Below are 21194 nucleotides of genomic sequence, written 5' to 3'. Positions count from 1 at the left end.
GTTCGTCTCCTTCTTGCAAGTGTCTAGAAAGCAACGCGGGTCTGTCGCCCGCTTTTCTCGAACACCACGTCGTTCCCCTGAATGGCGATCAGGCGGTGCCCACTGGGCATCACCGCGCCGGGGAAGTAACGCGCCCCATCAACGGTCTGGATGAACGAAGGTTCGCCGCCGACGACGGTCGACACCTTCTTCGTCGCATCCTGAACGGTCCGCAACGGCACCGCTTCCACGGGGGGAAGATCGTCGCGCAATGCCAGCCGGGTCAGCGCGCGGACGTCGCCGCGGACCGCCTGGGCCAGTTTCTGTTCCTGGTCGGGCGCCAGCGGGGTGACGCGCAGTTCGACCGCGGTGCGCCCGATCGGGCGCGCCACCGCCTGGATCCCGTTCATCCGCGCCACGTCCGCGGCGGAGCGGGCCAGGTCGGCGCTGGTCAGGACCGCGACGTTGCCCGCGATGCCGGTGTCGCGCATCACCGACACCGCCTTCGCGCGCTGCCGGTCGTTGGTCACGACGCCGGTCACGTTCACCGCGCCCGTCGCCTCGTCCTCCTGCGCGGACAGGCCCGCGATCCCGCTGCCCGCCAGCGCGCGCTCGACGCGTTGCGCCGGCGTGCCGCGCAGGTGCAGCGCGTCGACGACCGGCACCGCCGCGCTCGCCAGCGCGATCACGCCGATCGCGCCCGCGGCCAGCGCGATGCGCGGGCGGGTGAGGACGCGCGTCGCCCCCTCCCCCGCACGCCCCGCGAGGGCCAGCGCATGATCGCGCGCGCTGGGCGGCGCGGCGGCGGCGGCGGGGACCGCGGCGACGAGGCCGGTCGCCTCCTCCCACCGGTCGCTGTCGCGATCGCCCCACGCCATCGCCACGCCGCCGATCGCGAAGGGGACGTAGGCGGGCACGATCGCGGTTTCGCCTGCCGGGACGGTGGAGCCGAGCAATTCCGCCTCCCCCTCCAGCACGGTCGCCTGCGCCGCGCCCTCCGCCCCGAGCGACAGGTCGATCGCGATCCCCTTCGTCGCGGGATCGCGGACGACGACGTCGTGCCAGAAGGCATGGCCGATCGACACCGCGCCGCCCGCGGGCAGCGCCTGCTCCGTCCCGGCCAGGCGGCCGTTCAGGATGCGCAGCACGGGCATGTCGATGCTCACCGCAGCGGCCTCCCCCCCGCGGGCGTCGCGGGCGCGACCGGCGTCGGCGCGACGCGCGTGGTGGACGTCACCGTCGTCGGTCCGACGCGCGACCCGAGCGAGACGAGCCGCGGAGTGATGAGGAACAGGCGTTCGGTGCGCGAGCGGTTGCGTTGCTGCACCTTGAACAGATTGCCGAGCAGCGGAATGTCGCCCAGCAGCGGGATCTTGTAGACGTCGTCCGAATCCGCATCGACCGTCATGCCGCCCAGCAGCAGGCTTTCGCCGTCCAGAACCATCGCCTGCGTCGAGACGCTGGCGCGCTCCACGATCGGGATGTTCTCGACCAGCGAATTCTGGCTGATCGAGCCGTCCTCGATATTGACGATCATGCGCACGCGCGTCTGGTCCTGATCGCGGAAGACGTGCGGATTGACGCGCAGCACGGTGCCTGCGGTGACGTTGAACAGGTCGACCTCCTCGCGGCCCGCGACGCGGACGTAGAAGGTGCGCGTGCGGTCGAACACCGCCTCCACATTGGCCAGCGTCATGATCTGCGGCCGGCTGACCACGCGCGCGACGCCCTTCGTCTCCAGCGCCTGGATCCGGCCCAGGAACTCGCGCTGGCTGCCGATGATGGTGGACAGGGTGCCGCCCGCCGCGGGCGGGGTGATCTGCGTCACGTTGCCGCGGCGCGACAGGCCGCGATTGCGCGTCAGTAGCGTGTCGTTCGCGGTGCCGTCCCCGAACAGGAAGCCCAGCCCGCCGCTTTCCAGCCGCCAGTTGATGCCCAGCCGGCGCAGCTTGTCGGTGTTGATGTCGATGATCGTCGCCTCGACCTCGACCACCTGCGGCTCGACGTCGAGGGCGCGGATCAGCGAATCGTAAGCGCCCATCCGCTCGGGCACGTCGCGCACGATCACCGCGTTCAGATACGGGTTGGGTTCGATCCGCACGACGTCCTGCGTCAGCGGGGCCATGACGTCGCCGCCGCCGCCCGCGCCACCACCGAAACCGCCGTAGCCCAGCACATCGCCGCCGTCGGTAGGGTAGAGGCCGGGCACGGGCAGGCCGGTGGACGGAACCTGCGTTCCCGAAGGGAGGATGTTGCCCAGCCCCAGGCCCTTCAGCCGCGGCTGGCTCTGCCGCACCAGCCGTGCGCCCAGCGTCGGCGTCGTGCCGCCGGTCGCCGCGCTGCCGCCGGGACGCTGGTCGAGCACGAGGTTCTGTAGGATCGTGGCGAGGCCCGGCAGGCGCAGTTCGCGGCCCCCCGCGGTGCTGACCGTATCCTCCGCCCGCGCGTATTTCAGGTAGAAGACGCGGAATTCCAGCGGCGTGACGGGCGGCGGCGCGAAGGCGGCGCCCCCGACCAGCGGGCTGCCCGACGGGATGCCCGCGTTGCGGACGCCGCCGCCGCCGTTCGCGATCTGCGACACCTGTTGCAGGAAGCGCGGCGTGCCGCTGGCGACCAGCGTTCCGTCCGTCGAGGCGCGGACGTAGTTGCGCCGGTCCGCCAGCCGCTGCGCCGCGACCTGTCGCACCACGCGCTGCGCCGTGGCGGTGCCGACGGTCAGCGTCTGCACACCGACCTCGTTCGCGCCGTAGACGTACAGGGCGGCGCCGTCGTCGTAACTGACCAGGTTGAAGGCGCGCGCGATGTCGGCGAAGATCTTGTTCACCGATCCGCGGAACACGCCGTTGACCGTCCCGGTCAGGTTCGCGCTGGGCACCACCGGCCGCCCGACCCGGCCGAACAGGTCGCGCAGGAAGGCGGTGATGGGTTGATCGCGCGGCGACAGCGTCAGTTCGCCGGCCGCGCCGCCGGGCGTGGCGGGGGACGCGGGCGCGCCCTGCAACCGGGCGACGGGGGATCGCGCCGCGGGAACGACCTGCGACGTCATCACCGCACCGGGCACCGGTTGCATCGTGCGCGGGGCGGTGTCCGCGGATGCCCATCCGCCGGGCAGCATCGCCGCGATGGTCAGCGCGACGCCGGTTCCGGTCGTCAACATCGTCAGGCCGTGCGAAATCATGCAATCCGTCCCCTCGGGATCACTCGGCCGCCATGGCCGGCTGGTTGGTCGTATCGTCGCCCTGCCCGTTCCCGGCCAGTCCCGCGGCCGGCAGGCCGATCTGGCCCACCATCTCCAGCCGGTTCGTCGACGACAGTTCGTTGAAGGCGAGCACCGGCAGGTCGAACAGGTCGGGCTCGATCAGTTTGCGCACCGCGCGCCGCGCCTCGAACGAGGTGACGAGCGCGTTGGCGCGCGTCTCCGCCGCGGTGGCGGCGATCGCGGCGACCAGGTCGCGCGCGACATCGGGCGCGATGGCCAGTCGTTCCGCCCCGTCGACGACGCGCGTCGCCTCGCGCACCATCGTCTCCAGCTCGGGGGTGACGACCAAGGCGCGGACCGCCCCGTCGGGGGCGGCGGCGTCGACCAGATAGCGTTTCAGCGCGACCCGCGTCATGTCGGCGAGGCGCGGCGTCTCGCGCTCGTTCTGCGCGGCGTCGGTCAGGCCCTCCAGCACGTCGCGCATGTTGCGCAGCGGCACTTCCTCCTCGGCGAGGCGGCGCATGACCTCCGCGATGCGCGCGGCGGGCAAGGCGCGGACGGCTTCCTTCACCACCTCGGGATAATCGTCGCCGATGCGGTTGAGGAGCGCCACCGCCTCCTGCACGCCCAGGAAGCGCGCGAGGTTGCGGCGCAACGCCGTCTCGACCGCGGCGACCAGTGCGGCGGCGTCCATGTCGTCGCGCAGGCCGTGGCCGACCGGCAGTTCGTACGCCAGCAACTGCCACGCCGCGCGCGCGTCGGGCGCCATGAAGTGGATCGCCAGTCGCGGCAACGGGACGCCGGAGCGATATTGCAGCCGTTCCAGCATCGCCTGAAGCGCCGCGGCGAGCGCATCGCCCTCCGCGCCCGATGGACGCGGGCCGGACAGTTCCAGCAGCAGCGGCACGATCGGCTTGGGCAGCGCGGGCTCCGCGATCAGCGTGGCGGGCGGCGGCGTCTCGCGCCCGCGCGACAGCGTGCGGGTCAGCGGGCCGGCGCGTTTCAGCAACATCGGGCGCAACCGCGGATGCGTCAGCGCGCCCGCCCCCATCGCGCCCGCGCCGAGGCCCAGGAATACCGCCACCGGGAAACCGGGGATCAGCGCCATCAGGAACGCGACCGCGCCGACGCCCATCAGGACGCGAGGATTGCCCGACAACTGGCGCTGCATCGTCTGGCCCAGGTTGCTGGGATCGTCCTCGTCCGTCGCGCGCGTCACCATCAGGCCCGCGGCCATCGCGCCCAGCAGCGCGGGAATCTGCGCGACCAGCCCCTCGCCGATCGTCAGGATCGAATATTTGTGCGTGGCGGCGCCGAGGTCCAGCCCCTGCTGCATCACGCCGATGGCGAGACCGCCGATCAGGTTGACGACGACGATCACGATCGAGGCGATGGCGTCGCCCTTCACGAACTTCATCGCGCCGTCGAGGCTGCCGTGCAGCTTCGATTCCAGTTCCAGCACGCGGCGGCGGCGGCGCGCCTCGTCCTTGTCGATCAGGCCGCTGCGCAGGTCGCTGTCGATCGACAATTGCTTGCCCGGCATCGAATCGAGGCTGAACCGCGCGGCGACCTCCGCCACGCGCTCCGCGCCCTTGGCGATGACGATGAACTGCACGATCGTGATGATGAGGAAGACGACGAGGCCGACGACGATGTTGCCGCCCGCCACCATCGACCCGAACGTCTGGATGATGTGGCCGCCATGTCCCTCGGTCAGGATCATGCGCGTCGTCGCGATCGACAGCGACAGCCGGAACAGCGTCGAGACGAGCAGGATCGCGGGGAAGGACGAGAAATCGAGCGGCCCGCGGACGTACAACGTCGTCAGCAGCAGCATGACGCCGAACGTGATGTTCACCGCGACCAGCAGGTCGATCAGGAACATCGGCAGCGGCAGGATCATCGCCCCGATGATCGTGACGACGAACGCCGCCAGCGCGATGTCCGCGAAGCGCGCGGCGAAGCCCAGCCGCGCGGGAGTCCCGCTGGACGCCAGATAGGTCTGGACGCTCACTGTGCAGCTCCTGGGGCAGCTCCCGCGGCCGCGCCACGGCCCGCGGCATAGCGACCCATGACGTCGCGGACATAGCCCTGCGTCTCGCGATAGCGCGGGACGCCGCGGTATTTCTGCACCGCGCCGGGCCCGGCGTTGTAGGCGGCGACGACCAGCGGCACGTTGTTGCCGAACCGGCCTTGCAGATGCTTCAGATACCTGGCCCCGGTCGCCAGCGCGAGCGGGCGGTTGCCCAGCAGCGCGGACGGATCGCGGACCCCCATGCTGCGCGCGGTGCCCGGCATCACCTGCATCACGCCCAGCGCGCCCTTGCGCGAGACGGCATTGGGATTGCCCGCGCTCTCGGTCGCGACCATCGCGGACAGCAGATGCGGATCGATGCGATATTGCCGGCCGATCGCGACTACCAGCGCGTCCGGCGCGGACGATCCGCCACGGCGGCGTACCTGGCCGACCGCGGCGGCGAGGCGGCGGCGATAGCCGGGCATGCTGACCGACACGTTCGCGGGTTCCGCCACCGCCACCGCGGTCGCGACGGGGGCGGCGGCGGGTGTGACGGCCGCGCACATCCGCGTCGCCTCGCTGAACCGCGCGCCGATGCCCGCGGCGCCGCAATCGACCGATTGCGCGGCGGCGGCAGGGGCGATCCCCGCCAGGATCGTCGCGGCGATCGCCGTGCGGCGGCGACGCGCCCGTCCAACGTCCTTCGTCGTGTCGATGTTATCCGACATCCCGATTGCTCCTCTGCACCCCGCCGGAGGGACGGGGCGTGCGGCAAATGGGGTCCTGCGGTCGGCGTGACGAAACGCCCGACCATTCAAGGATGGCGAAACACTTCATCACATACTACCCGTCATTCGTTCGCCTGGTCCTGCTATTGTCACGGCTTGTCGTGGATTGTGGCGGCATTGCGGCGCGGGATCACGATCGCGACATGATCGCAAACACCGGGAAAGACGGCGGTTCGCCACCTTCCTGGTCACATCTATCGGGCCGTTCGATGACACTTTGCCGACGCCCGCCGCCGGGGCGGTCGGTTGACTCGCATCATCGGAAACGCGACATTGTTGCTGTCGGATACGCAATAAGGGTCCTGCGATCGGACGTCTTCGCACCTTGCAGGTGCGCGGGTGACAGTGACGAGACACCCCGGCACGATGGCCGCACGCCACGGGATCCCGCGATCCCGCACGGCGTCGGCGCGCGCGGGAGTGGGACGTGGCCGGTAAGAACGACGGCGGCGACAAGACCGAGAAACCGACCCCCAAGCGGCTGGCGGACGCCCGCCGCAAGGGCGACGTCGCGAAGTCGAAGGACGTGACCGCGACAGTCACGCTGTTCGTGTGGCTGGTCGTCTTCATCTTCGGCGCCGGGTTCGCGGGCGCGCGGATCGCCGCGCTGTTCCAGGAAAGCTTTCACCTGGTCGCCGCCGGCGGATCGTTCGCGGTCGCCGCGAGCGGCCTGGGCTGGAACGCGCTGTGGGCGCTGCTCGCGATCTGCGCGGTCGCGCTGATCCCTGCCGCGGTGGCGGGCACGCTGGTCGAATTCCTCCAGGGCGGCGGGGTCTTCACGACCGAGAAGATGAAGCCGAGCCTGGAAAAGCTGAACCCGGTCGAGGGGCTGAAGAAGATGTTCAGCCTCGACAACGTCGTCGAGCTGCTGAAGACGCTGGCCAAGGCGATGCTGATCGTCTTCGTCATCTGGCTGATCCTGAAAGGGTCGCTGGGCGAGATCGTCGAGCGTACCGGGCCGCTGCTCCAGCCCGCGGCGCAGAGCGACGGCCGCGCCGCCGCCGCCTCCGTCCTGGGCTATACCGGCGCGCTGGTCCGGCAGGCGTTGCTGTGGACCTTCGCGGTGTTCGTCGTCGTCGCGGTGCTCGACCTCGCATGGCAGAAGCACAGCTTCATGAAGAAGATGCGGATGAGCATGCGCGACATCCGGCAGGAGCATAAGGACAACGAGGGCGACCCGATGATAAAGGGCAACCGCCGCCAGCTGCACGAGGAATGGGCGAACCAGAACGCGGTCGGCGCGGCGCGCGGCGCCAACGTTCTGGTGGTGAACCCCACGCATATCGCGATCGCGATCGACTACGACCCGGACGGCGCCCCCGTTCCCGTCGTCGCGGCGAAGGGCGAAGGCCCGCTGGCGCAGGCGATGCGCGAGGCGGCGGAGGAGGCGGGCGTGCCGATCGTCCGTCACGTCGCCGTCGCGCGCAAGCTGTACGAGGATGCGGTGGTCGAGGACATCGTGCCGCGCGACATGTTCGAGGCGATCGCGCAGATCATCCTGTGGGCGAAGAAGGTGCGCAGCGGCGAGGCGCCGCAGCACCACGATTTGGGCGCAGACCGACGACTGGAGACGAGCTGACATGGATTCGACGATCGGCACCGCGGTGACGGGCCTCATCGGCATGGTGATCGCACTCGCGATCGTGCTGGGGCTCGCCTACGTGTGCCTGAGGTTCCTGCGCCGGTGGCAGGATCGCGGGCTGGGCGGGCGCGAGGGCGCGCCCGATCGCCAGCTGCGCTTCGTCCGCGCGCTGGCGGTGGGGCAGCGCGAGCGGTTGATGCTGGTCGAGGCGGAGGGCGAATTGATGCTGATCGGCGTGGCGGGCGGATCGGTCACGCTGCTGCGCAACTGGGGCGACGCACGCGACGCGGGTGCGCCCGTGGCCGCGGAGCCGCGATCCTGATGCCGCCGCCGTCGTCGCCGCACCGCGAACGCCCCATGCCGCTGCGCGACCGGTTGCGCGCGCTGGACGCCGGACGGGCCGATCGACAGACGCAGCTGATCGCCGCGCTGAACGCGCGTCGCGCGGGCGACCTGTCGCTGACCGCGCGCGTCGCCTTCGCCCGCGATCAGCGCGCGGCGGGTGCGTGGATCGGGTTCGCGGCGGGGCGGCGGCAGGTGTTCGTCGCGCCGTTGCTGGTCGACGGTGAGCTGATGCGGCTGTCGGGCGGGGACGGCGTGCCCGATCCCGCGCTCGCGGCCCGCCTGCTGCCGTCGATCGAGCCGCTGCTCGCCGCGCTGGAAAGCGCGGTGGGCGACGACCTGCGCCCCGCGACGCTGGTCACCGCGGTCCCGGGCGACTTCATCCAGCTGCGGCTGGACGCGGCCTGTTCGCGCCACACGATCCGCCACCGCCTGCTGGTCGCGTTGCCCGCCGACGGCGACGTCGCCGAATCGCCGCTCCCGCCCGCCCCGCCCGCGCTGCTGTCCACATTGCGCACGCGCTGGACCGCGGCGTTTCCCGCGCCCGCCCTTTCCGCCGCGCGCATCGCCACGATCGGGCACGGCGACCTGCTGCTGCTCGGCATCGGGCCGTTGTCGGCGCGTATCACCATCTCCGGCCGCGACATGCCGTTCGTCGGCCGGATCGAACCATCGAAGGGAAGCATGACGTTGCAGGAAGACCTCGTGCCGCCGCCCGGCCCGTCGCCGCACGACGCGGACCCCGTGCCCGCCGCGGATGCACCGAAGGATTGGGAGGCGATGACGATGCCGACCCGGATCGAGATCGACGGCGGCCTGTTGTCGGCACGCGACATCGCGGGGCTGGCCGCGGGCAGCGTCCTGCCGGTGCCGCAGACGGGAGGCACGCTGCGCGTCCGGGTGATCGCGGGCGATACCCCGATCGGCGGCGGCGAGCTGGTCGCGGTGGGCGAGGGGTTCGGCGTCCTGTTCGACCGGATCGGGACGAGCGCAGGCGCGGGGGACTGATATCCATGGACCTGTCGACCTTCACGCCGGGCTCCGCGCTCGTCGTCGTCATCGCGCTCGCCATCGCGCCGTTCTTCGCGGTGATGGTGACCAGCTTCACGAAGATCGTGGTGGTGCTCAGCCTGTTGCGCAATGCGCTGGGGTTGCAGCAGGTGCCGCCCAACATCGTCCTGAACGGCCTGTCGCTGATCCTGACGCTGTACGTCATGTATCCCGTCGGGCAGCAGATGCAGGCCGCGATCGCGCAGGGGCCGACCGCGGGGATCGAGCAGTCGATGCCGATGCCCGGCGGCGCGCCCGGCGGCCCCGGCGTCCTGTCGTCCACCAACACCATGCTGAACGCGGTCGATGCGGGGAAGGAGCCGTTGCGCGGATTCCTGCTGAAGCACAGTTCCCCGACGGAGCGCGGCTTCTTCCTGAAGACCGCGCAGCGCGTCGGCGATCCCAATCGCGCGGCGGAGATGACGGAGCGCGACTTCATCGTCGTCATCCCCGCCTTCGTCGTGCGCGAGCTGAGCCTGGCGTTCCAGGTCGGCTTCCTGATCTTCCTGCCGTTCCTGGTCATCGACCTCGTCATCTCGAACATCCTGCTGGCGATGGGGATGATGATGCTGTCGCCGACGACGATCTCCCTTCCATTCAAGCTGCTGCTGTTCGTCCTGGTCGACGGCTGGGTGAAGCTCGCGCACGGGCTGGTGCTGAGTTACGTATGAACGGCGACTTCCTCAGCCTGACCAACGATGCGCTGTGGCTGGTGCTCGTCCTGTCCGCGCCGCCGATCATCGTCGCGGCGGTCGCGGGCCTGATCGTGGCGGTGATCCAGGCCGCGACGCAGGTGCAGGAGCAGACGCTGCAATATACGGTGAAGTTCTTCGCGATCGTGCTGACCCTGTTCCTGACGGCCGCGCTGCTGGGCGGGTCGCTGTACCGGTTCAGCGATCGCATCTTCACCGAATTCCCCGCGATGATCCGCAAATAGGGTGGGCGGCTGGGCGGACCAGATCCTGCTGCTGGGCGTCGCGACCGCACGGGTCGCGGCGACGTTCCTGCTGCTGCCGATGTTCTCGACCGAGACCGTGCCCGCGCTGGTGCGCAATTCCATCTTCGTCTCGCTCGGCCTCGTCAGCCTCGCGCTCCAGCCGCCGCTCGACCCGTCGCTCCTCGGCCCGGCGCAATGGGCGACGATCATGTTGAAGGAGGTGTTCGTCGGCCTCGTCATCGGGTTCTTCTTCGGCTCCGTCCTGTGGGCGCTGGAAGCGGCGGGGAACATCATCGACACGAAGGTCGGCGCGACGCTGGCGCAGGTCGTCGATCCGCTGTCGGGGCACCAGACGTCGCTGAACGGCGCGTTCCTGGGGCGGCTGGCCAGCGTGGTGTTCATCGCGGGCGGGGGATTGTCGCTGTTGCTGCGCGTGATGATGGAAAGCTACGCCATCTGGCCGATCGCAGCGCCGATGCCGGTGCTGACGGGCGGCAGCCTCGCGCTGTTCGAGGGCGAGTTCGGGCGGTTGATGGTATTGGCGACGCTGTTCGCCGCGCCGGTGCTGACCGTGCTGTTCCTGATCGACGCGGGGCTGGGCCTGATGAACCGGTTTGCGCAGCAACTGAACGTCTTCACCCTGTCGATGTCGCTGAAGGCGTTCGCGGCGACGTTCGTCCTGCTGCTCCTGCTGGGCAGCTACGTCACCGCGATCCTGCGCGACATGGCGGCGCGGCCGGGGGTGATCCGCGCGATCCTGACCGGGCTGGCGACGTGACCGACGTGGAGGACGACCGGCTGGCCGCGATCGCGGACCTGCTGCGCCGCGCCGACGCGCTTCCGGGCGGGCCTGCGCCCGTGGCGCTGGGCGAACATATGGTGGAGGCGGCGCGCGTGCCGACGCGGCATCGCGCGGCATTGCTGCGCCTGACGCCGATGGAGCTGACATGCATCCGCTTCCTGGGCTGGGGCCGGTCGAACGCGGACATCGCGACGCTGCTGCTGATTTCGGACAACACCGTGCGCGTCCATCTGTCGAACGTGGCGCGCAAGCTGGAACTGGACGGCATGCGCGAACTCGCCGCGCTGGCGGGGCTGCTGTTCTACCCCGCGGATTGAACCGCGGACGGGGCGACGGGCCGCGTCGATCGACCGCCTACGGGCCCGACAGATACGGGCGCAAAGTACCGGTATCCCGCCTGTCGACACGCGGCGACCAGCCGCACGACCCGTGCGTCGCCCTTGCCCAGACGGCTGCGCACGTTCGGATAATCCTCGCAACAGGCGCGCGCGTGGGCGCTGATGACGACGCCGTTGGGGCCGCGCGTCGTCGACGCTGCGCCGCCGCGTTCGGCATAGCCGCGCGCGGTGGCGGACTGAACCTGCGTCCGCGACAACGCGCCCAGGTCGACGGCGCCGCCCATGTCCTGCGCGATCGCGGGCGCCGAACCGGCCGTGAGAATGGCGATCGTCGTCACGAACCTACTCATGGGCCACTCTGCGTTGCGACGGCTCTCGACAGAATCGGTGCGATGGCCGGCCGCAACGTTGCGACACGTTGCGAAATGTGATGGGTCGTGAACGCCGATCAGTATCGGTAACCGGCCCGCCGGCATGCCGCGGCAAGACGGGTGACACGCGCATCTTTCGCGCCGTAGCGGCTGCGATACGAAGGGAACGCCTCGCAATAGGCGCGCGAGCGCGGCGACAGGACTTCGCGTGACTCACTCGGGGATTTCCCGCGGGCACGATCGATGTAGCCCTGATTTTGTCCGGTCAGCACCATCGTGCGGCCCATGTCCGTGACGCTCATCGCGCCGGGCATATCCTGCGCACAAACCGGAATGGCGAAGAGCGATACGATCAGGGTCGCCATCTTGGTCGTGACCGTCATCAAACGCATCCCTTCAATTTCGGTATATTCTCAGTCAGAACGAAGGTCGGACCGCACGGTTGTCGGCTCCCGATTGCCCAACGCCTGCCTTCGATGCCGCACAGGGTGCGCTCATCAACGGCCGATCGACCGGCATAGGCCGTAAAGCCGGCGCACCTTCGGATTATCGGCGCAATATTCCGCCCTGAGCCGGGCTTTGCCATTGCACGCGGCCACCTGCTGCCGTGTGGCGCCGGTTCGTGCGATCCTGCGCCCATTGTTGCGATCGATGACCTTGCGCAGCGCCATCGCTTCGATCTGCGACTGCTGGGTACGGAACTGCTGCTGGCTCATGCTGTCGTACGCCGCCATCGACGGGTCGTAATCCTGTGCGCCGGCCTGAGTTGCGCCAGTGACGACGAGGACGAGCGATATCAGCATGCGCATCGAAGCGTCTCCCGTCATCGGGCAGAGCTGCCCGGATCAGTATCGATAGCCTGCCTGTCGACAAGCGGCGGCAAGCCGCATCGCGCGCGGATCGCGTGCGCCCAAACGGTTGCGGACATTGGGATAGTCCTCGCAATAGGCGCGTGCTCGAGAACCAAGCGCCACTCCGTTCGGACCGCGCACCGCTTGCCGTGCACCGTCGCGTTCGGCATGGCCCTGCATCATGGAGGCCTGCGTCTGCGTGCGTGCCAGCTGGCCGAGGTCGATGGCGCCGCCGCCGTCCTGGGCTGCGGCAGGCAACGGAGTTACAGCGACAACAGCGATGGTCATCAGAACTTTCAGCATCGGAAGGTTCCTTTCGACTAATTTATGGTGCCATAACGTTGGAAGGGTCGGACCGTTTCCGATCCGACCCACGTATATTAGCGTTAGGGGGTGAACACCCGCTGACCGGTTTTACTGCTTCGACGCCATGCGGCCCATTGCTTCACCGACCGTCTTGATGGCGGTGCTGGTCGCGTTCATAAGCATGTTGAATTGCTGCGACACCACGCCGAATTCGGCTGTCAGACCCGGTGTATCCTTCGTGATGCGCTTGGACATGCTCGTCATCTGGTCGCCAAGCTGATCGAGCTGCGAACCAAGAACCTTGGCCATTGCCATCAGCCAGCCTTGGCCGCCCGCCGAACCGGATTTCCCACGGCTTGCCTTTGCATCCTTGAATTCGTCACTTTGACCCATCCGATCCAAGGTGTCGCGGATGAAGTCCTGCGTTGCCCGCTGCTGGTCCGCGATGTCGTGAGGCGAGGCGCCCGAGGCCAAGCCAGCCTCCTCGATCGCACCCTCGACGCCCTGCGTCAGGTTGCCGGCGAGCCCCTGGATATCACCGTGCGACCCTGCGAACGAAGCCTGCGCCACGTCGATCGCCGACTGCGGCAGGCCCAGGTTCTGACCCATCTGCTGGATCATCTGCTGGCCGACCTTGGAGAAGACCTGCGATGCCAGTTGCGCCGCGATCCCGCCTGCGGGGCCGAGCGCCGCGGTGGCGATGAGCGTGGTCGGATTGAAGGCGTTGAACGAAAGCATGGGAATTCCTCCTGATTGCCGGCCCGTCATGGGCCTTCGCCAGTGCGCCGCATCCCGACGCTGCCCATCCTTTATGGCGCGTGCCTGCGACCTTCGCGCTCAGCGTTCCGACTAGACCGCCTAGTCGTTTCGCTTAGCATGCGCGCTCCCATCGATTATGCAGGGTCGTCGGGAGCACGGTCATGAAATCGAGGATCGCGATCATCGCCGCCGTCGTCGCCCTGTCTGCACGGGCCGTCGCGGCGCAGGAATTCCAGCCCTACTCCGAATCGTTGAACGATTCGGCGCGACAGGTGCGCGAACGGGTGCTGCGCGATTCGACCGTGAACCGTCACCGCGGCGGGGCGCAGCGTCGCGCCGTCAGCCCGCGAACGCGGCAGACCTGCGCGCACCGCCGGCAGGCCGCGGCGGCATATGGCCGCGACCATCCGCAGGTCCGGCGATTGTACGCGCTGTGCGCGCGCGCGGGACTGTGACCGCCGCGTCGCTAGTCGGTTCGATTATGGTGCGGGGGTGCGGCGTCCCCCATACAGGATGCGCGCCCGATATGTCGTCGGGCCGCACCGAGGATTGATCGATGACCGCTATCGACCGCCTGTCACCCCTTGCGCCGCTGTCGCCGCTGGCCGGTGACGCGACGACGAGTGCCGGGTCCGCCGCGGCGCAGGCGATCGGCAACATCGGGCATCGCGTGCTCGGCTGGGTCGCCGCCGCGGGTGGCGAGGCGAACGGCAGTGCCGCCTGGACCGCGCGCGCCGGGGAAGCGGATGGCTTCGTGCCCGATCGTGGCGTGCTGGCGCAGCGCGGCGACGTCTACGGCCTGAACCAGATCGCGCGCGACCTGTCCGTGCGCTTCGGTGCGACGCCGACGCAGGAAGGCGACCTGCGCCGCGCGCTGGAAGGCGTGGCGCGCGGGGCGATGGTGCAGGCCGCGGGCCTGTCGGGCGCGGATGGCGAGCGGCAGGTGGCGGGGCTTTCCGCGGCGCTCGACAGCGCCGCCGCCGCGCCCGCGGGCGACGGCATCGACGGCATCGACGGCGTCGTCGCGCGGCTGGAGGCGGCGGCGGGCAGCTTCGCGCGCGGCAACGGCTGATCCGCCAAGCGCCGGGAACCACGCGCCACCCGCACGATTTGATGCCGTGATCGTTTCGTCGGGAGAATGACGCCGTGACCCGTGCCCTGCTCGCCATCACCGCCGCCGCGCTCGTCCTCGCCCCGTCCGTCGCGGCGCAGCGCCGGGTGGCGATCGTCAGTTCGGGCAACGAACAGGCCATCGCCGCCGGCAAGACGATCCTGTCCCGCCCGTTCGGCGCGCAATTGGTCGACCGGCTGTCGGTGATCGGCAGCTATCCGGCGGGTCGCGTCACCTATCACCTCGTCCGCGGCGACGCCGCCGGGCAATGCCCGTCGCGCTTCGTCGTCGTCGCCACGGGAACGGGCGCGGCACCGGAAGCGAGCGAGCCGTTCGGCACCTGCGCCGGGCAGGCGCGCGCGGCGGCGACGCGCACCGGCTTCGTCGTGACGATGCCCGCGACCGCGCAGGGCGGCCCGCCGGTGCGGTTCGGGTGGGACAGCGGGAAGATGCGCCTGCTCGACGCGATGCCCGCCGCGGTCGTCGCGGAGGCGGACGGCGCGCCGGGCTATGCCGCGCGCCAGGCCGCCACGTGCCGCACCCCGACGTCCGCCGATCCGGGGACGCAGGCGGCGGTGGTGGAGGAATTCACGCGCGACTATCCGGGCGATTTCCGCACGCAATCGACGCTGAACCGCACCGACATTCCCGCCGACGAACTGCGCGCGACCGTCACCGGGCTCGCCTGCCTCGCGCGCTGGCCGGGGGCGGAGACGGTCGTGCCCGAGGCGGCGACGCCGCTGTTCGCCAGCAAGCGACACGGCGAGGCGGCGTTCCGGACGATCCAGGTCATCGCGCGCGATCCCAATTCCGACGCGAACCTGCGCGCCGCGGTCCGCGCGTTCGGCGCCGAGATGCTGTACCGCGTCGACCGGCGCGAGCCGCTCTGACCGCCCGGTCCCGTCGCGCGGCCATCCGATGCTGAGCGGGATGGCGATCGCGGCGCGTGCCTATGTCGTCGCCCGCCTGCGCATGGCGCGGATGCGCGATCGTGCCGCGATCGACGCGCATCGCGCCCGGGCCATGGCGCGGCTGGGCCATCACCTGGCGCGCGCCATCCCCTTCTACCGCGGCATCGACCCGGCGCGTCCCGATCGCTGGCCGATCGTCGACAAGCAGGTGCTGCTGGACCATTTCGCGGCGATGAATCGCGCGGGCATCGCGCTCGATACGGTGCGCGACGTGTTGATGCGCGGCGAGAACCGGATCGGCGACCTCGCGATCGGGCACAGCACGGGGACCAGCGGGAATCGCGGCTATTTCGTCGTGGACGATGCGGAGCGCTACGTCTGGCTCGGCACGTTGCTGGCGAAGGCGCTTCCCGACGCGCTGTGGCGGCGGCACCGCGTCGCGCTGGCGCTGCCCGGCTTCTCGCGGCTCTATGCGGCGGCGGGCGGGGGCAGCCGGGTGACGCTGGGGCTGTTCGACCTGGCCGAGGGGATCGATCGCTGGGCGGAGCGCTTCGCCGCCTTCGCGCCCGACACGATCGTCGCGCCGCCCAAGGTGCTGCGCGCGCTGGCGACGCGCGGGCTGATCGTGCGCGGCACGACCGCGTTCAGCGCCGCGGAGGTGCTCGATCCCGTCGACGTGCCCGCGATCGAGGCCGCGACGGCGCGGCCGCTGCGCCAGATCTACATGGCGACGGAGGGGTTGCTCGGCGTATCGTGCGCCCACGGGACGCTGCACCTGGCCGAAGACGTCGTCGCGTTCGAATGGGAGGCCGCGGCGGGCGGACTAGTGCAGCCGGTCGTGACCGATTTCACCCGCCGCGCGCAGGCGATGGTGCGGTACCGGATGAACGACCTGCTGCGGCTGGACGACGAACGATGCGCGTGCGGATCGGCGATGCAGGCGGTCGCGGCGGTGGAGGGGCGGCGCGACGACCTGTTCCTGATCGGCGACGCGATCGTCACGCCCGACGTGCTGCGCAACGCCTTGCTCGACGCCGACCCGCGCATCGACGATTTCCGCATCGTGCAGACCGGCGCGGCGGCGATCGCGGCGGCGATCCCGCCGGGGCGCGACGCGGTGGCGGTGCAGGCGGCGCTGACCCGCGCGATCGAGCGGGTCGGGGCGGCCGCCGCGGTCGCGGTCACCCACGGCATCCCCGCCACGGACGCGACGAAGCTGCGCCGCGTCCGCCGCGACTGGCGGCCGGATCACAGCAGCATCTCCGCCTCGTAGCGGCCCGGCGGCGGGGGCGTGCCGTTGGCGAAGCCCCAGATCGCGGGGCCGAGGAAGTCGAGCGGCCCGACCGCATAGGGCCCCGCCCGCGTCGCCTGCCGCGCCAGGACGCGGCGGTCCTGCGCCAGGATGGGCAGGTGGAACGCCTTCAGCATCCAGCGTTTCAGCCACGCGGGCATTGTCCCGAGCGGCGTCGCGAAATGCGCGTAGGGGCGCGTCGTGCCGTCGCGTTCGGGCACGAACACGACCGCGATGGACAGGCGCAGGCCGCGCGGCCCCGCGAACGACACCTCCCCGATCGTCGGCGGCCACAACCGCCCGCTGCTGGTGCTGCGATGCCCCTCGAACAGGCGGGGGACGAGGCCGCTGGCGCGCGCATCCTCGACATAGGTGGCGCACGCGCCCGCGGCGTCGATCGTCACCGTCACGCGCGCGGGCCGCCGCCGGTCGGGCGCGCGCACGATCCACGGGTGGACGTGATGCGGATGCGCGGGATCCAGGTGATTCTCCAGCGCGTCCAGGACCCGCGCGTGCGATGCGCGCGGCGTCCACCAGAAGCGGTCGAGCGCGGGATCGTCGAACACGGGCGGCAGGGAGGGGAACGCGCCGTCGCCCAGCGTCGTCCACACCAGCCCGCCCGCCGTCCGCACCGGCAGCGCCTGTGCCGACACCGCCGGGACCGCGCGTGCGCCCGGCACCGCGCGGCACGCCCCGTCGGCGCCGAACGCCCAGCCGTGATAGGGGCAGACGATCGTGCCGTCGCGCACGCACCCGGCCGACAGCGGCATGCCGCGATGCGGGCATCGGTCGCGCAGCACCACCGGGCCGCCGGGCCCGGCGAACACCACCAACGGTTCGTCCAGCAGGACGCGTGCGACCGGGCGTCGCCCCGGCCGTCCCGCGACCGCGACCGGATGCCACCCCGCGGCGATGGCGGCGGGCCATGTCACCAGCCGTTGCGCCGCATCATCGGCACCGCGACGCGGGTCAGCAGTGCGGCGAAGGCGCGGATCGCGGCGGCGCGCGGGCGGGACAGGTGGCCGACGTGCATCGCCCAATATTCGATCACCCCGCGCGCACCGCGCAACCGCTTGAAATGCGCGGCCCCCGCCGATCCGTGCAGCCGCAGTCCGCGGGTCATCGCCGCCTCCATGAACATCCACGACGCGATGCGGTACAGTCCCTCCGCCTGCGGTCGATCCGTGTCGTAGCCGACGACCGGGGGCGTCGCGATGCCGCCGCGCGCCATCAGTCCGGCGACCGCCATCACGCGCGCGCCGTCGCGCGCGACGCGATAGGCGATCAGTCCGCTCGCCATCGTCGCGGCGACGAAGGCGGGGGTGAACACCGGGTTCAGCGCACTGTATTTCCCGACGTACAATCGCCGGTACAGGTCCGCGATCCGCGGCGCATCCGACGGGACCGCCGCGCCGATCGACAGCCCCGATCGCGCGACCAGCCGGCGATCGTTGCCGTACTGGTTGCGCGTCCGCCATGCGTGGCGCAGGTCGTCGACCACCCACACCTGCCGCGACGGCAGCATGACCCAGTCGTCGCGTCGCGCGGCGGCGGCGAGCGCGGGTCGGGACCAGTCGTCCACCGACCGGATCGACAGGACGTGATCGGGAAAGGCCGCCGCCAGGCGGGTGCGGATCGCGGCAAGGTCCGCGCCGTCCCAGTCCCCGTGCAGGTTCGTCGACAGCAGCCAGTTGTCGATCCCCACGATCCGGTCGATCCGCGCCGACCGCAGCATGGCGTCGACGCCGTGCAGCATACCGCGCAGCATCGTCGCACCGCGCACGCCGACGATGTCCAGTTCGGCGCGCGCGTAATCGACATAGGCCGCGCGCGGGGTGCAGACGTAGCTGTCGCCGCGCGCCCCGTCGTTCACCGTCAGCGGCAGGACGCGGTCCCCGGTGCGCACGGCGCGCCATCGCGTGGCGACATTGGCGACATGCCCGCGCACGTCCGCCATCATCGTCAGGTACGCGCGTTCCGCCGACGGGATCGCGGGCCAGTCGGCATCGGGGTCGGCAGGGTCGAACAGCCTCACCGGATCGGCTCGCCGTTCCATTCGATATCCGCGGTCGTCTGGCGCGTCGGGCTGCGGCGGCGGGTCAATCCCGTGGCGGCGAAGCGCGCCGCGTCGACGATCGCGCCCGCCACGGGCCGGCGATCGCCCGGCCGCCCGATCGCGTCGGCGCCCGCGCGCCATGCCGCCGCGAACGCGCCCGCGCGCCCCGTCGCCAGCGCCTGCGGCATTCCCAGCAACGCCATCGCGGGGGACAAATGGCGGCGCGTTCCCGGCGGCGGCGGCGGCACCGCCTCGCCGACGATCGCGCGGGCCGTCAGATCGCCCGCGAACAGGTGCACCCCGCTGACCGCGCGGGGATTGCATTCGATCGGCACGGCGCGGTCGTCGGGGGTGCGGATCAGGTCGAACGACAGATGCCCCGTCATCGCGCACGATGCGGCGATGCGCGCGGCCATGTCGATCGCGGGCGGCCAGTCCACCGCCTCGAAAGCATAGGCCGCCGACCGCCCGTGGCGCAGCGCCGGACGGTACAGCGCATGCCCGGTCAGCCGCCCGTGGTGCGCCGCGGTCCACAGGCACAATTCCTCCCCCACAACGATATCCTGCGCGACCCAGGCGTGCGTCGGCGACGGCCGCAGGCGCGCCGCCGCGCACCGCGACGGCCGCACGAGGGTCGCGGCGGCGAAGCGCGAGAATTCGGGCTTCAGCACCAGATCGTCGAGCCGCAACCCGGCCAGGGCGGTCCGGTCGACGATCCGTCGCGTCGCGGGGACGTCGACCCCCGCCGCGCGGGCGAGGTCGACGAAGGCGGCCTTGGAATGGAGCGCGCGCAGGACATCCGGCGACGGCGCGAACAGCGGCGCGGGCGGCGCGGCGGCGGCGAGGTAGAACACTTCCTCGCACGTCGGCACGATCAGCGTCGCGCGCGTCGCGTCGATCAGTCGCGCCAGCGCATCGCGGAACGCCGCGAACGCGTGGCGCGGCGGGGGCAGACGATGCAGCGGGAAGGCGGGGCGCGCCCATCGCGCCGCCGTGGCGGGCACCGAATCGGCCAGGTGCACCTCCCACCCCAGCGCGCGGAACGACCGCGCGACATCCAGCGCGACCGGCGCCCGCGCGCCCGTGACGATCACCGTCCCGGTCACGGCGCGGCGGCGCATTCCGCGCAATGCGACGGCGTCAGCCGGATGTCCGGATTGCGCGTGCGCAGCCGGTGCAGGTCGTGCAGCGTCGCCCGCCCCGCCGCCGCGTCGCCCAGCAGCGTCGCCGTGATCCACGGCGGCGGCGTGTCGGTGCGGATCGCCGCGCTCGACCATGCCGCATCGGCGACGAGGAAATGCAACCCCGCGTCCTGCGCGGTCACCAACCCCCAATGCCCCGGGCAATGCCCCGGCAGCTCCACCATCCGCAGCGACCCGTCGCCCAGCAGGTCGCGCGCCGTCGCGAACGGGGCGCAATCGGCGGGCAGCGCGATCGCCGCCGCGTCCTCGAACCAGCGGATGCGCGACAGGAGGTCGCCCGGCGCCAGCGCGCGCAACATGCCCCGCCGCACGCTCGCCAGCCGTCCGCCGTGGCACATCGCGTCCCATCCCGCGCGCGCGGCGTGGATCGTGGCGTTGGGGAAGCGATGCGTCCCCGCCATGTGATCGGCGTGGAAATGCGAGAGGATCAGGTGGCGCACCTCCCCCGGCGCCACCCCCGCGGTCGCCAGCTGCTCCGCCAGCGCCTGCCCCGGCGGCAGGACGGGCGGGGTCGCCCAGCGGTACAATCGTTCCGGAAACGGCCGGGTCGCCTGCCAGAAGGCGGGATCGTAGCCCGTGTCGAACAGGATCGCGCCTTCCTCCGGATGGCGGATCAGGAACGCGAGCGCGGGAAACGCGACCGGGGCCCAGCGTCCGCCCCGGATCGTCATCGCCTGCGGATGCCGGCAATGGCCGACGCGGAAGCGCGTCAGCGTCACGCGGCGCATCGGGCGTCCAGCGCATGGTCGATCGCATCGATCGGGGCGATCCGCGGCATCCACCCCAGCGCATCGCGTGCATGCGACAGGTCGAACGTCCGCGACCAGCCCAGCGCCATGATGCCGTAGCGCGTCACGACCGGCTCGCGCCCCGTGATCCGCCCGATCGCCTCCAGCATCGCCGCCCCGGCCAGCGCGATGGGCCGCGGCAGGGCGACGATGCGCGCGTCCGGCCGCAGCCGCGCCGCGATCCGCGCCACGATGTCGCGCACCGGCAGCGCGACGCCGCCCGACACGTTCACCTCGGTCGGGGCCGCATCGGCCGCGGCGATCAATGCGGCGGCGACGTCGCGCACGTCGGTCAATTCGACCCGCGCCGTCCCGCCCGCCGGCAGGGGCACGCGTCCGGTCCGTACCGCGCGCAGCAGGCGCGGGAGCAGGACGCGATCGTCCGGGCCGACGATCGCATGCGGGCGCACGATCGTCGCCGCGATCCCCGCGTCGCGAACCGCCGCCTCCGCCTGCCATTTGGTCGCGGCGTAATGATTGGCCCAGCGGCGCGCGGGGGAATCGCCCTCGCGGA

General features: G+C 71.2%; 25 protein-coding genes. 11 read left to right on the top strand and 14 right to left on the bottom strand.

Annotated features, from left to right (window positions below):
* Positions 1–23: 23 nt before the first annotated feature.
* From ASG29_RS02475 to ASG29_RS02460, 4 genes are read right to left on the bottom strand one after another with little or no spacing between them, the layout of a single operon-like run.
* Entirely contained in the window at positions 24–1145 is a 1122-nt protein-coding gene (locus tag ASG29_RS02475; RefSeq protein ID WP_055979617.1) for a hypothetical protein, read from the bottom strand.
* Positions 1142–3136 carry a type III secretion system outer membrane ring subunit SctC gene (gene sctC / locus ASG29_RS02470; RefSeq protein ID WP_162242922.1) on the bottom strand — a complete coding sequence of 665 codons (1995 nt, stop codon included), beginning with the start codon at positions 3134–3136 and terminating at the stop codon, positions 1142–1144. Before sctC ends, ASG29_RS02475 begins: the two co-directional genes overlap by 4 nt.
* 40 nt (positions 3137–3176) lie before the next feature.
* Positions 3177–5192 carry a flagellar biosynthesis protein FlhA gene (locus ASG29_RS02465; RefSeq protein WP_082515563.1) on the bottom strand — a complete coding sequence of 672 codons (2016 nt, stop codon included), beginning with the start codon at positions 5190–5192 and terminating at the stop codon, positions 3177–3179.
* Positions 5189–5923, bottom strand: coding sequence for a lytic transglycosylase domain-containing protein (locus ASG29_RS02460; RefSeq protein ID WP_055979611.1), 735 nt, complete (start codon positions 5921–5923; stop codon positions 5189–5191). The genes ASG29_RS02465 and ASG29_RS02460 overlap by 4 nt, the downstream gene beginning before the upstream one ends.
* Before the next feature lie 487 nt (positions 5924–6410).
* Here ASG29_RS02460 and sctU point away from each other — a divergent pair, with 487 nt between their 5' ends.
* From sctU to ASG29_RS02425, 7 genes are read left to right on the top strand one after another with little or no spacing between them, the layout of a single operon-like run.
* Positions 6411–7562 carry a type III secretion system export apparatus subunit SctU gene (gene sctU, locus ASG29_RS02455; protein ID WP_055979608.1) on the top strand — a complete coding sequence of 384 codons (1152 nt, stop codon included), beginning with the start codon at positions 6411–6413 and terminating at the stop codon, positions 7560–7562.
* Between the two features lies 1 nt (position 7563).
* Positions 7564–7887 (top strand): flagellar biosynthetic protein FliO, encoded by a 324-nt coding sequence (fliO, locus tag ASG29_RS02450; protein WP_055979605.1) that lies wholly within the window; start codon positions 7564–7566, stop codon positions 7885–7887.
* On the top strand, positions 7887–8915 hold the full coding sequence (locus ASG29_RS02445; RefSeq protein ID WP_055979602.1) for a FliM/FliN family flagellar motor switch protein: 1029 nt from the start codon (positions 7887–7889) through the stop codon (positions 8913–8915). Before fliO ends, ASG29_RS02445 begins: the two co-directional genes overlap by 1 nt.
* A 5-nt stretch (positions 8916–8920) precedes the next feature.
* A complete protein-coding gene (locus ASG29_RS02440; protein ID WP_055979599.1) occupies positions 8921–9628 on the top strand; it encodes an EscR/YscR/HrcR family type III secretion system export apparatus protein in 708 nt (235 codons plus the stop codon).
* Positions 9625–9894: a type III secretion system export apparatus subunit SctS gene (sctS, locus tag ASG29_RS02435; protein ID WP_055979596.1), complete on the top strand. Its 270-nt coding sequence runs from the start codon at positions 9625–9627 to the stop codon at positions 9892–9894. The genes ASG29_RS02440 and sctS overlap by 4 nt, the downstream gene beginning before the upstream one ends.
* A gap of 1 nt (position 9895) precedes the next feature.
* Positions 9896–10672: a type III secretion system export apparatus subunit SctT gene (gene sctT / locus ASG29_RS02430; protein WP_055979593.1), complete on the top strand. Its 777-nt coding sequence runs from the start codon at positions 9896–9898 to the stop codon at positions 10670–10672.
* A complete protein-coding gene (locus tag ASG29_RS02425) occupies positions 10669–11013 on the top strand; it encodes a LuxR C-terminal-related transcriptional regulator (RefSeq protein ID WP_055979590.1) in 345 nt (114 codons plus the stop codon). The genes sctT and ASG29_RS02425 overlap by 4 nt, the downstream gene beginning before the upstream one ends.
* Here the strand turns inward: ASG29_RS02425 and ASG29_RS02420 are convergent.
* From ASG29_RS02420 to ASG29_RS02405, 5 genes are all read right to left on the bottom strand, one after another.
* Positions 10998–11384 carry a hypothetical protein gene (locus tag ASG29_RS02420; protein ID WP_200932342.1) on the bottom strand — a complete coding sequence of 129 codons (387 nt, stop codon included), beginning with the start codon at positions 11382–11384 and terminating at the stop codon, positions 10998–11000. The two genes, ASG29_RS02425 and ASG29_RS02420, sit on opposite strands and share 16 nt — an antisense overlap.
* Before the next feature lie 98 nt (positions 11385–11482).
* On the bottom strand, positions 11483–11788 hold the full coding sequence (locus tag ASG29_RS02415; RefSeq protein ID WP_156457843.1) for a hypothetical protein: 306 nt from the start codon (positions 11786–11788) through the stop codon (positions 11483–11485).
* A gap of 114 nt (positions 11789–11902) precedes the next feature.
* Positions 11903–12214, bottom strand: a complete 312-nt coding sequence (locus tag ASG29_RS02410) for a hypothetical protein (protein WP_156457842.1) — start codon at positions 12212–12214, stop codon at positions 11903–11905.
* 36 nt (positions 12215–12250) lie between these two features.
* Positions 12251–12559, bottom strand: a complete 309-nt coding sequence (locus tag ASG29_RS16270) for a hypothetical protein (RefSeq protein WP_235532734.1) — start codon at positions 12557–12559, stop codon at positions 12251–12253.
* A 111-nt stretch (positions 12560–12670) separates the two neighbouring features.
* Positions 12671–13300, bottom strand: a complete 630-nt coding sequence (locus tag ASG29_RS02405) for a hypothetical protein (protein ID WP_055979582.1) — start codon at positions 13298–13300, stop codon at positions 12671–12673.
* A 182-nt stretch (positions 13301–13482) separates the two neighbouring features.
* Between ASG29_RS02405 and ASG29_RS02400 the strand changes: the two genes are divergently transcribed.
* The 4 genes from ASG29_RS02400 to ASG29_RS02385 all read left to right on the top strand — a co-directional run bounded on the left by ASG29_RS02400 (position 13483) and on the right by ASG29_RS02385 (position 16616).
* Positions 13483–13776, top strand: coding sequence for a hypothetical protein (locus ASG29_RS02400; RefSeq protein WP_055979578.1), 294 nt, complete (start codon positions 13483–13485; stop codon positions 13774–13776).
* Between the two features lie 101 nt (positions 13777–13877).
* A complete protein-coding gene (locus ASG29_RS02395) occupies positions 13878–14393 on the top strand; it encodes a hypothetical protein (protein WP_055979575.1) in 516 nt (171 codons plus the stop codon).
* Between the two features lie 74 nt (positions 14394–14467).
* The gene (locus ASG29_RS02390) at positions 14468–15322 is read left to right on the top strand and encodes a hypothetical protein (RefSeq protein ID WP_055979571.1); all 855 of its coding nucleotides are present in this window, start codon (positions 14468–14470) and stop codon (positions 15320–15322) included.
* A gap of 40 nt (positions 15323–15362) precedes the next feature.
* Positions 15363–16616: a CoF synthetase gene (locus tag ASG29_RS02385; protein WP_156457841.1), complete on the top strand. Its 1254-nt coding sequence runs from the start codon at positions 15363–15365 to the stop codon at positions 16614–16616.
* On the opposite strand, the gene ASG29_RS16950 is transcribed toward ASG29_RS02385, so the two are convergent.
* The 5 genes from ASG29_RS16950 to ASG29_RS02360 all read right to left on the bottom strand — a co-directional run.
* Positions 16592–17566, bottom strand: coding sequence for a Rieske 2Fe-2S domain-containing protein (locus ASG29_RS16950; RefSeq protein ID WP_055979567.1), 975 nt, complete (start codon positions 17564–17566; stop codon positions 16592–16594). The genes ASG29_RS02385 and ASG29_RS16950 overlap by 25 nt on opposite strands.
* Positions 17563–18669, bottom strand: a complete 1107-nt coding sequence (locus ASG29_RS02375; protein WP_055979563.1) for a GNAT family N-acetyltransferase — start codon at positions 18667–18669, stop codon at positions 17563–17565. The genes ASG29_RS16950 and ASG29_RS02375 overlap by 4 nt, the downstream gene beginning before the upstream one ends.
* A complete protein-coding gene (locus tag ASG29_RS02370; protein ID WP_055979557.1) occupies positions 18666–19811 on the bottom strand; it encodes a hypothetical protein in 1146 nt (381 codons plus the stop codon). The genes ASG29_RS02375 and ASG29_RS02370 overlap by 4 nt, the downstream gene beginning before the upstream one ends.
* Complete coding sequence (locus tag ASG29_RS02365; RefSeq protein ID WP_055979553.1) at positions 19793–20620, bottom strand: MBL fold metallo-hydrolase; 828 nt, start codon at positions 20618–20620, stop codon at positions 19793–19795. The genes ASG29_RS02370 and ASG29_RS02365 overlap by 19 nt, the downstream gene beginning before the upstream one ends.
* Positions 20608–21194 (bottom strand): NAD-dependent epimerase/dehydratase family protein (locus ASG29_RS02360; protein WP_156457881.1); only part of this gene is annotated, 587 nt, incomplete at its 5' end. The genes ASG29_RS02365 and ASG29_RS02360, both read right to left, overlap by 13 nt.

The sequence above is a fragment of the Sphingomonas sp. Leaf412 genome, from assembly GCF_001425405.1.
Classification (GTDB): Bacteria; Pseudomonadota; Alphaproteobacteria; order Sphingomonadales; family Sphingomonadaceae; genus Sphingomonas.
Note: the sequence above shows the minus strand (reverse complement) of the source record. Positions and strands in the feature narration are given on the sequence as shown.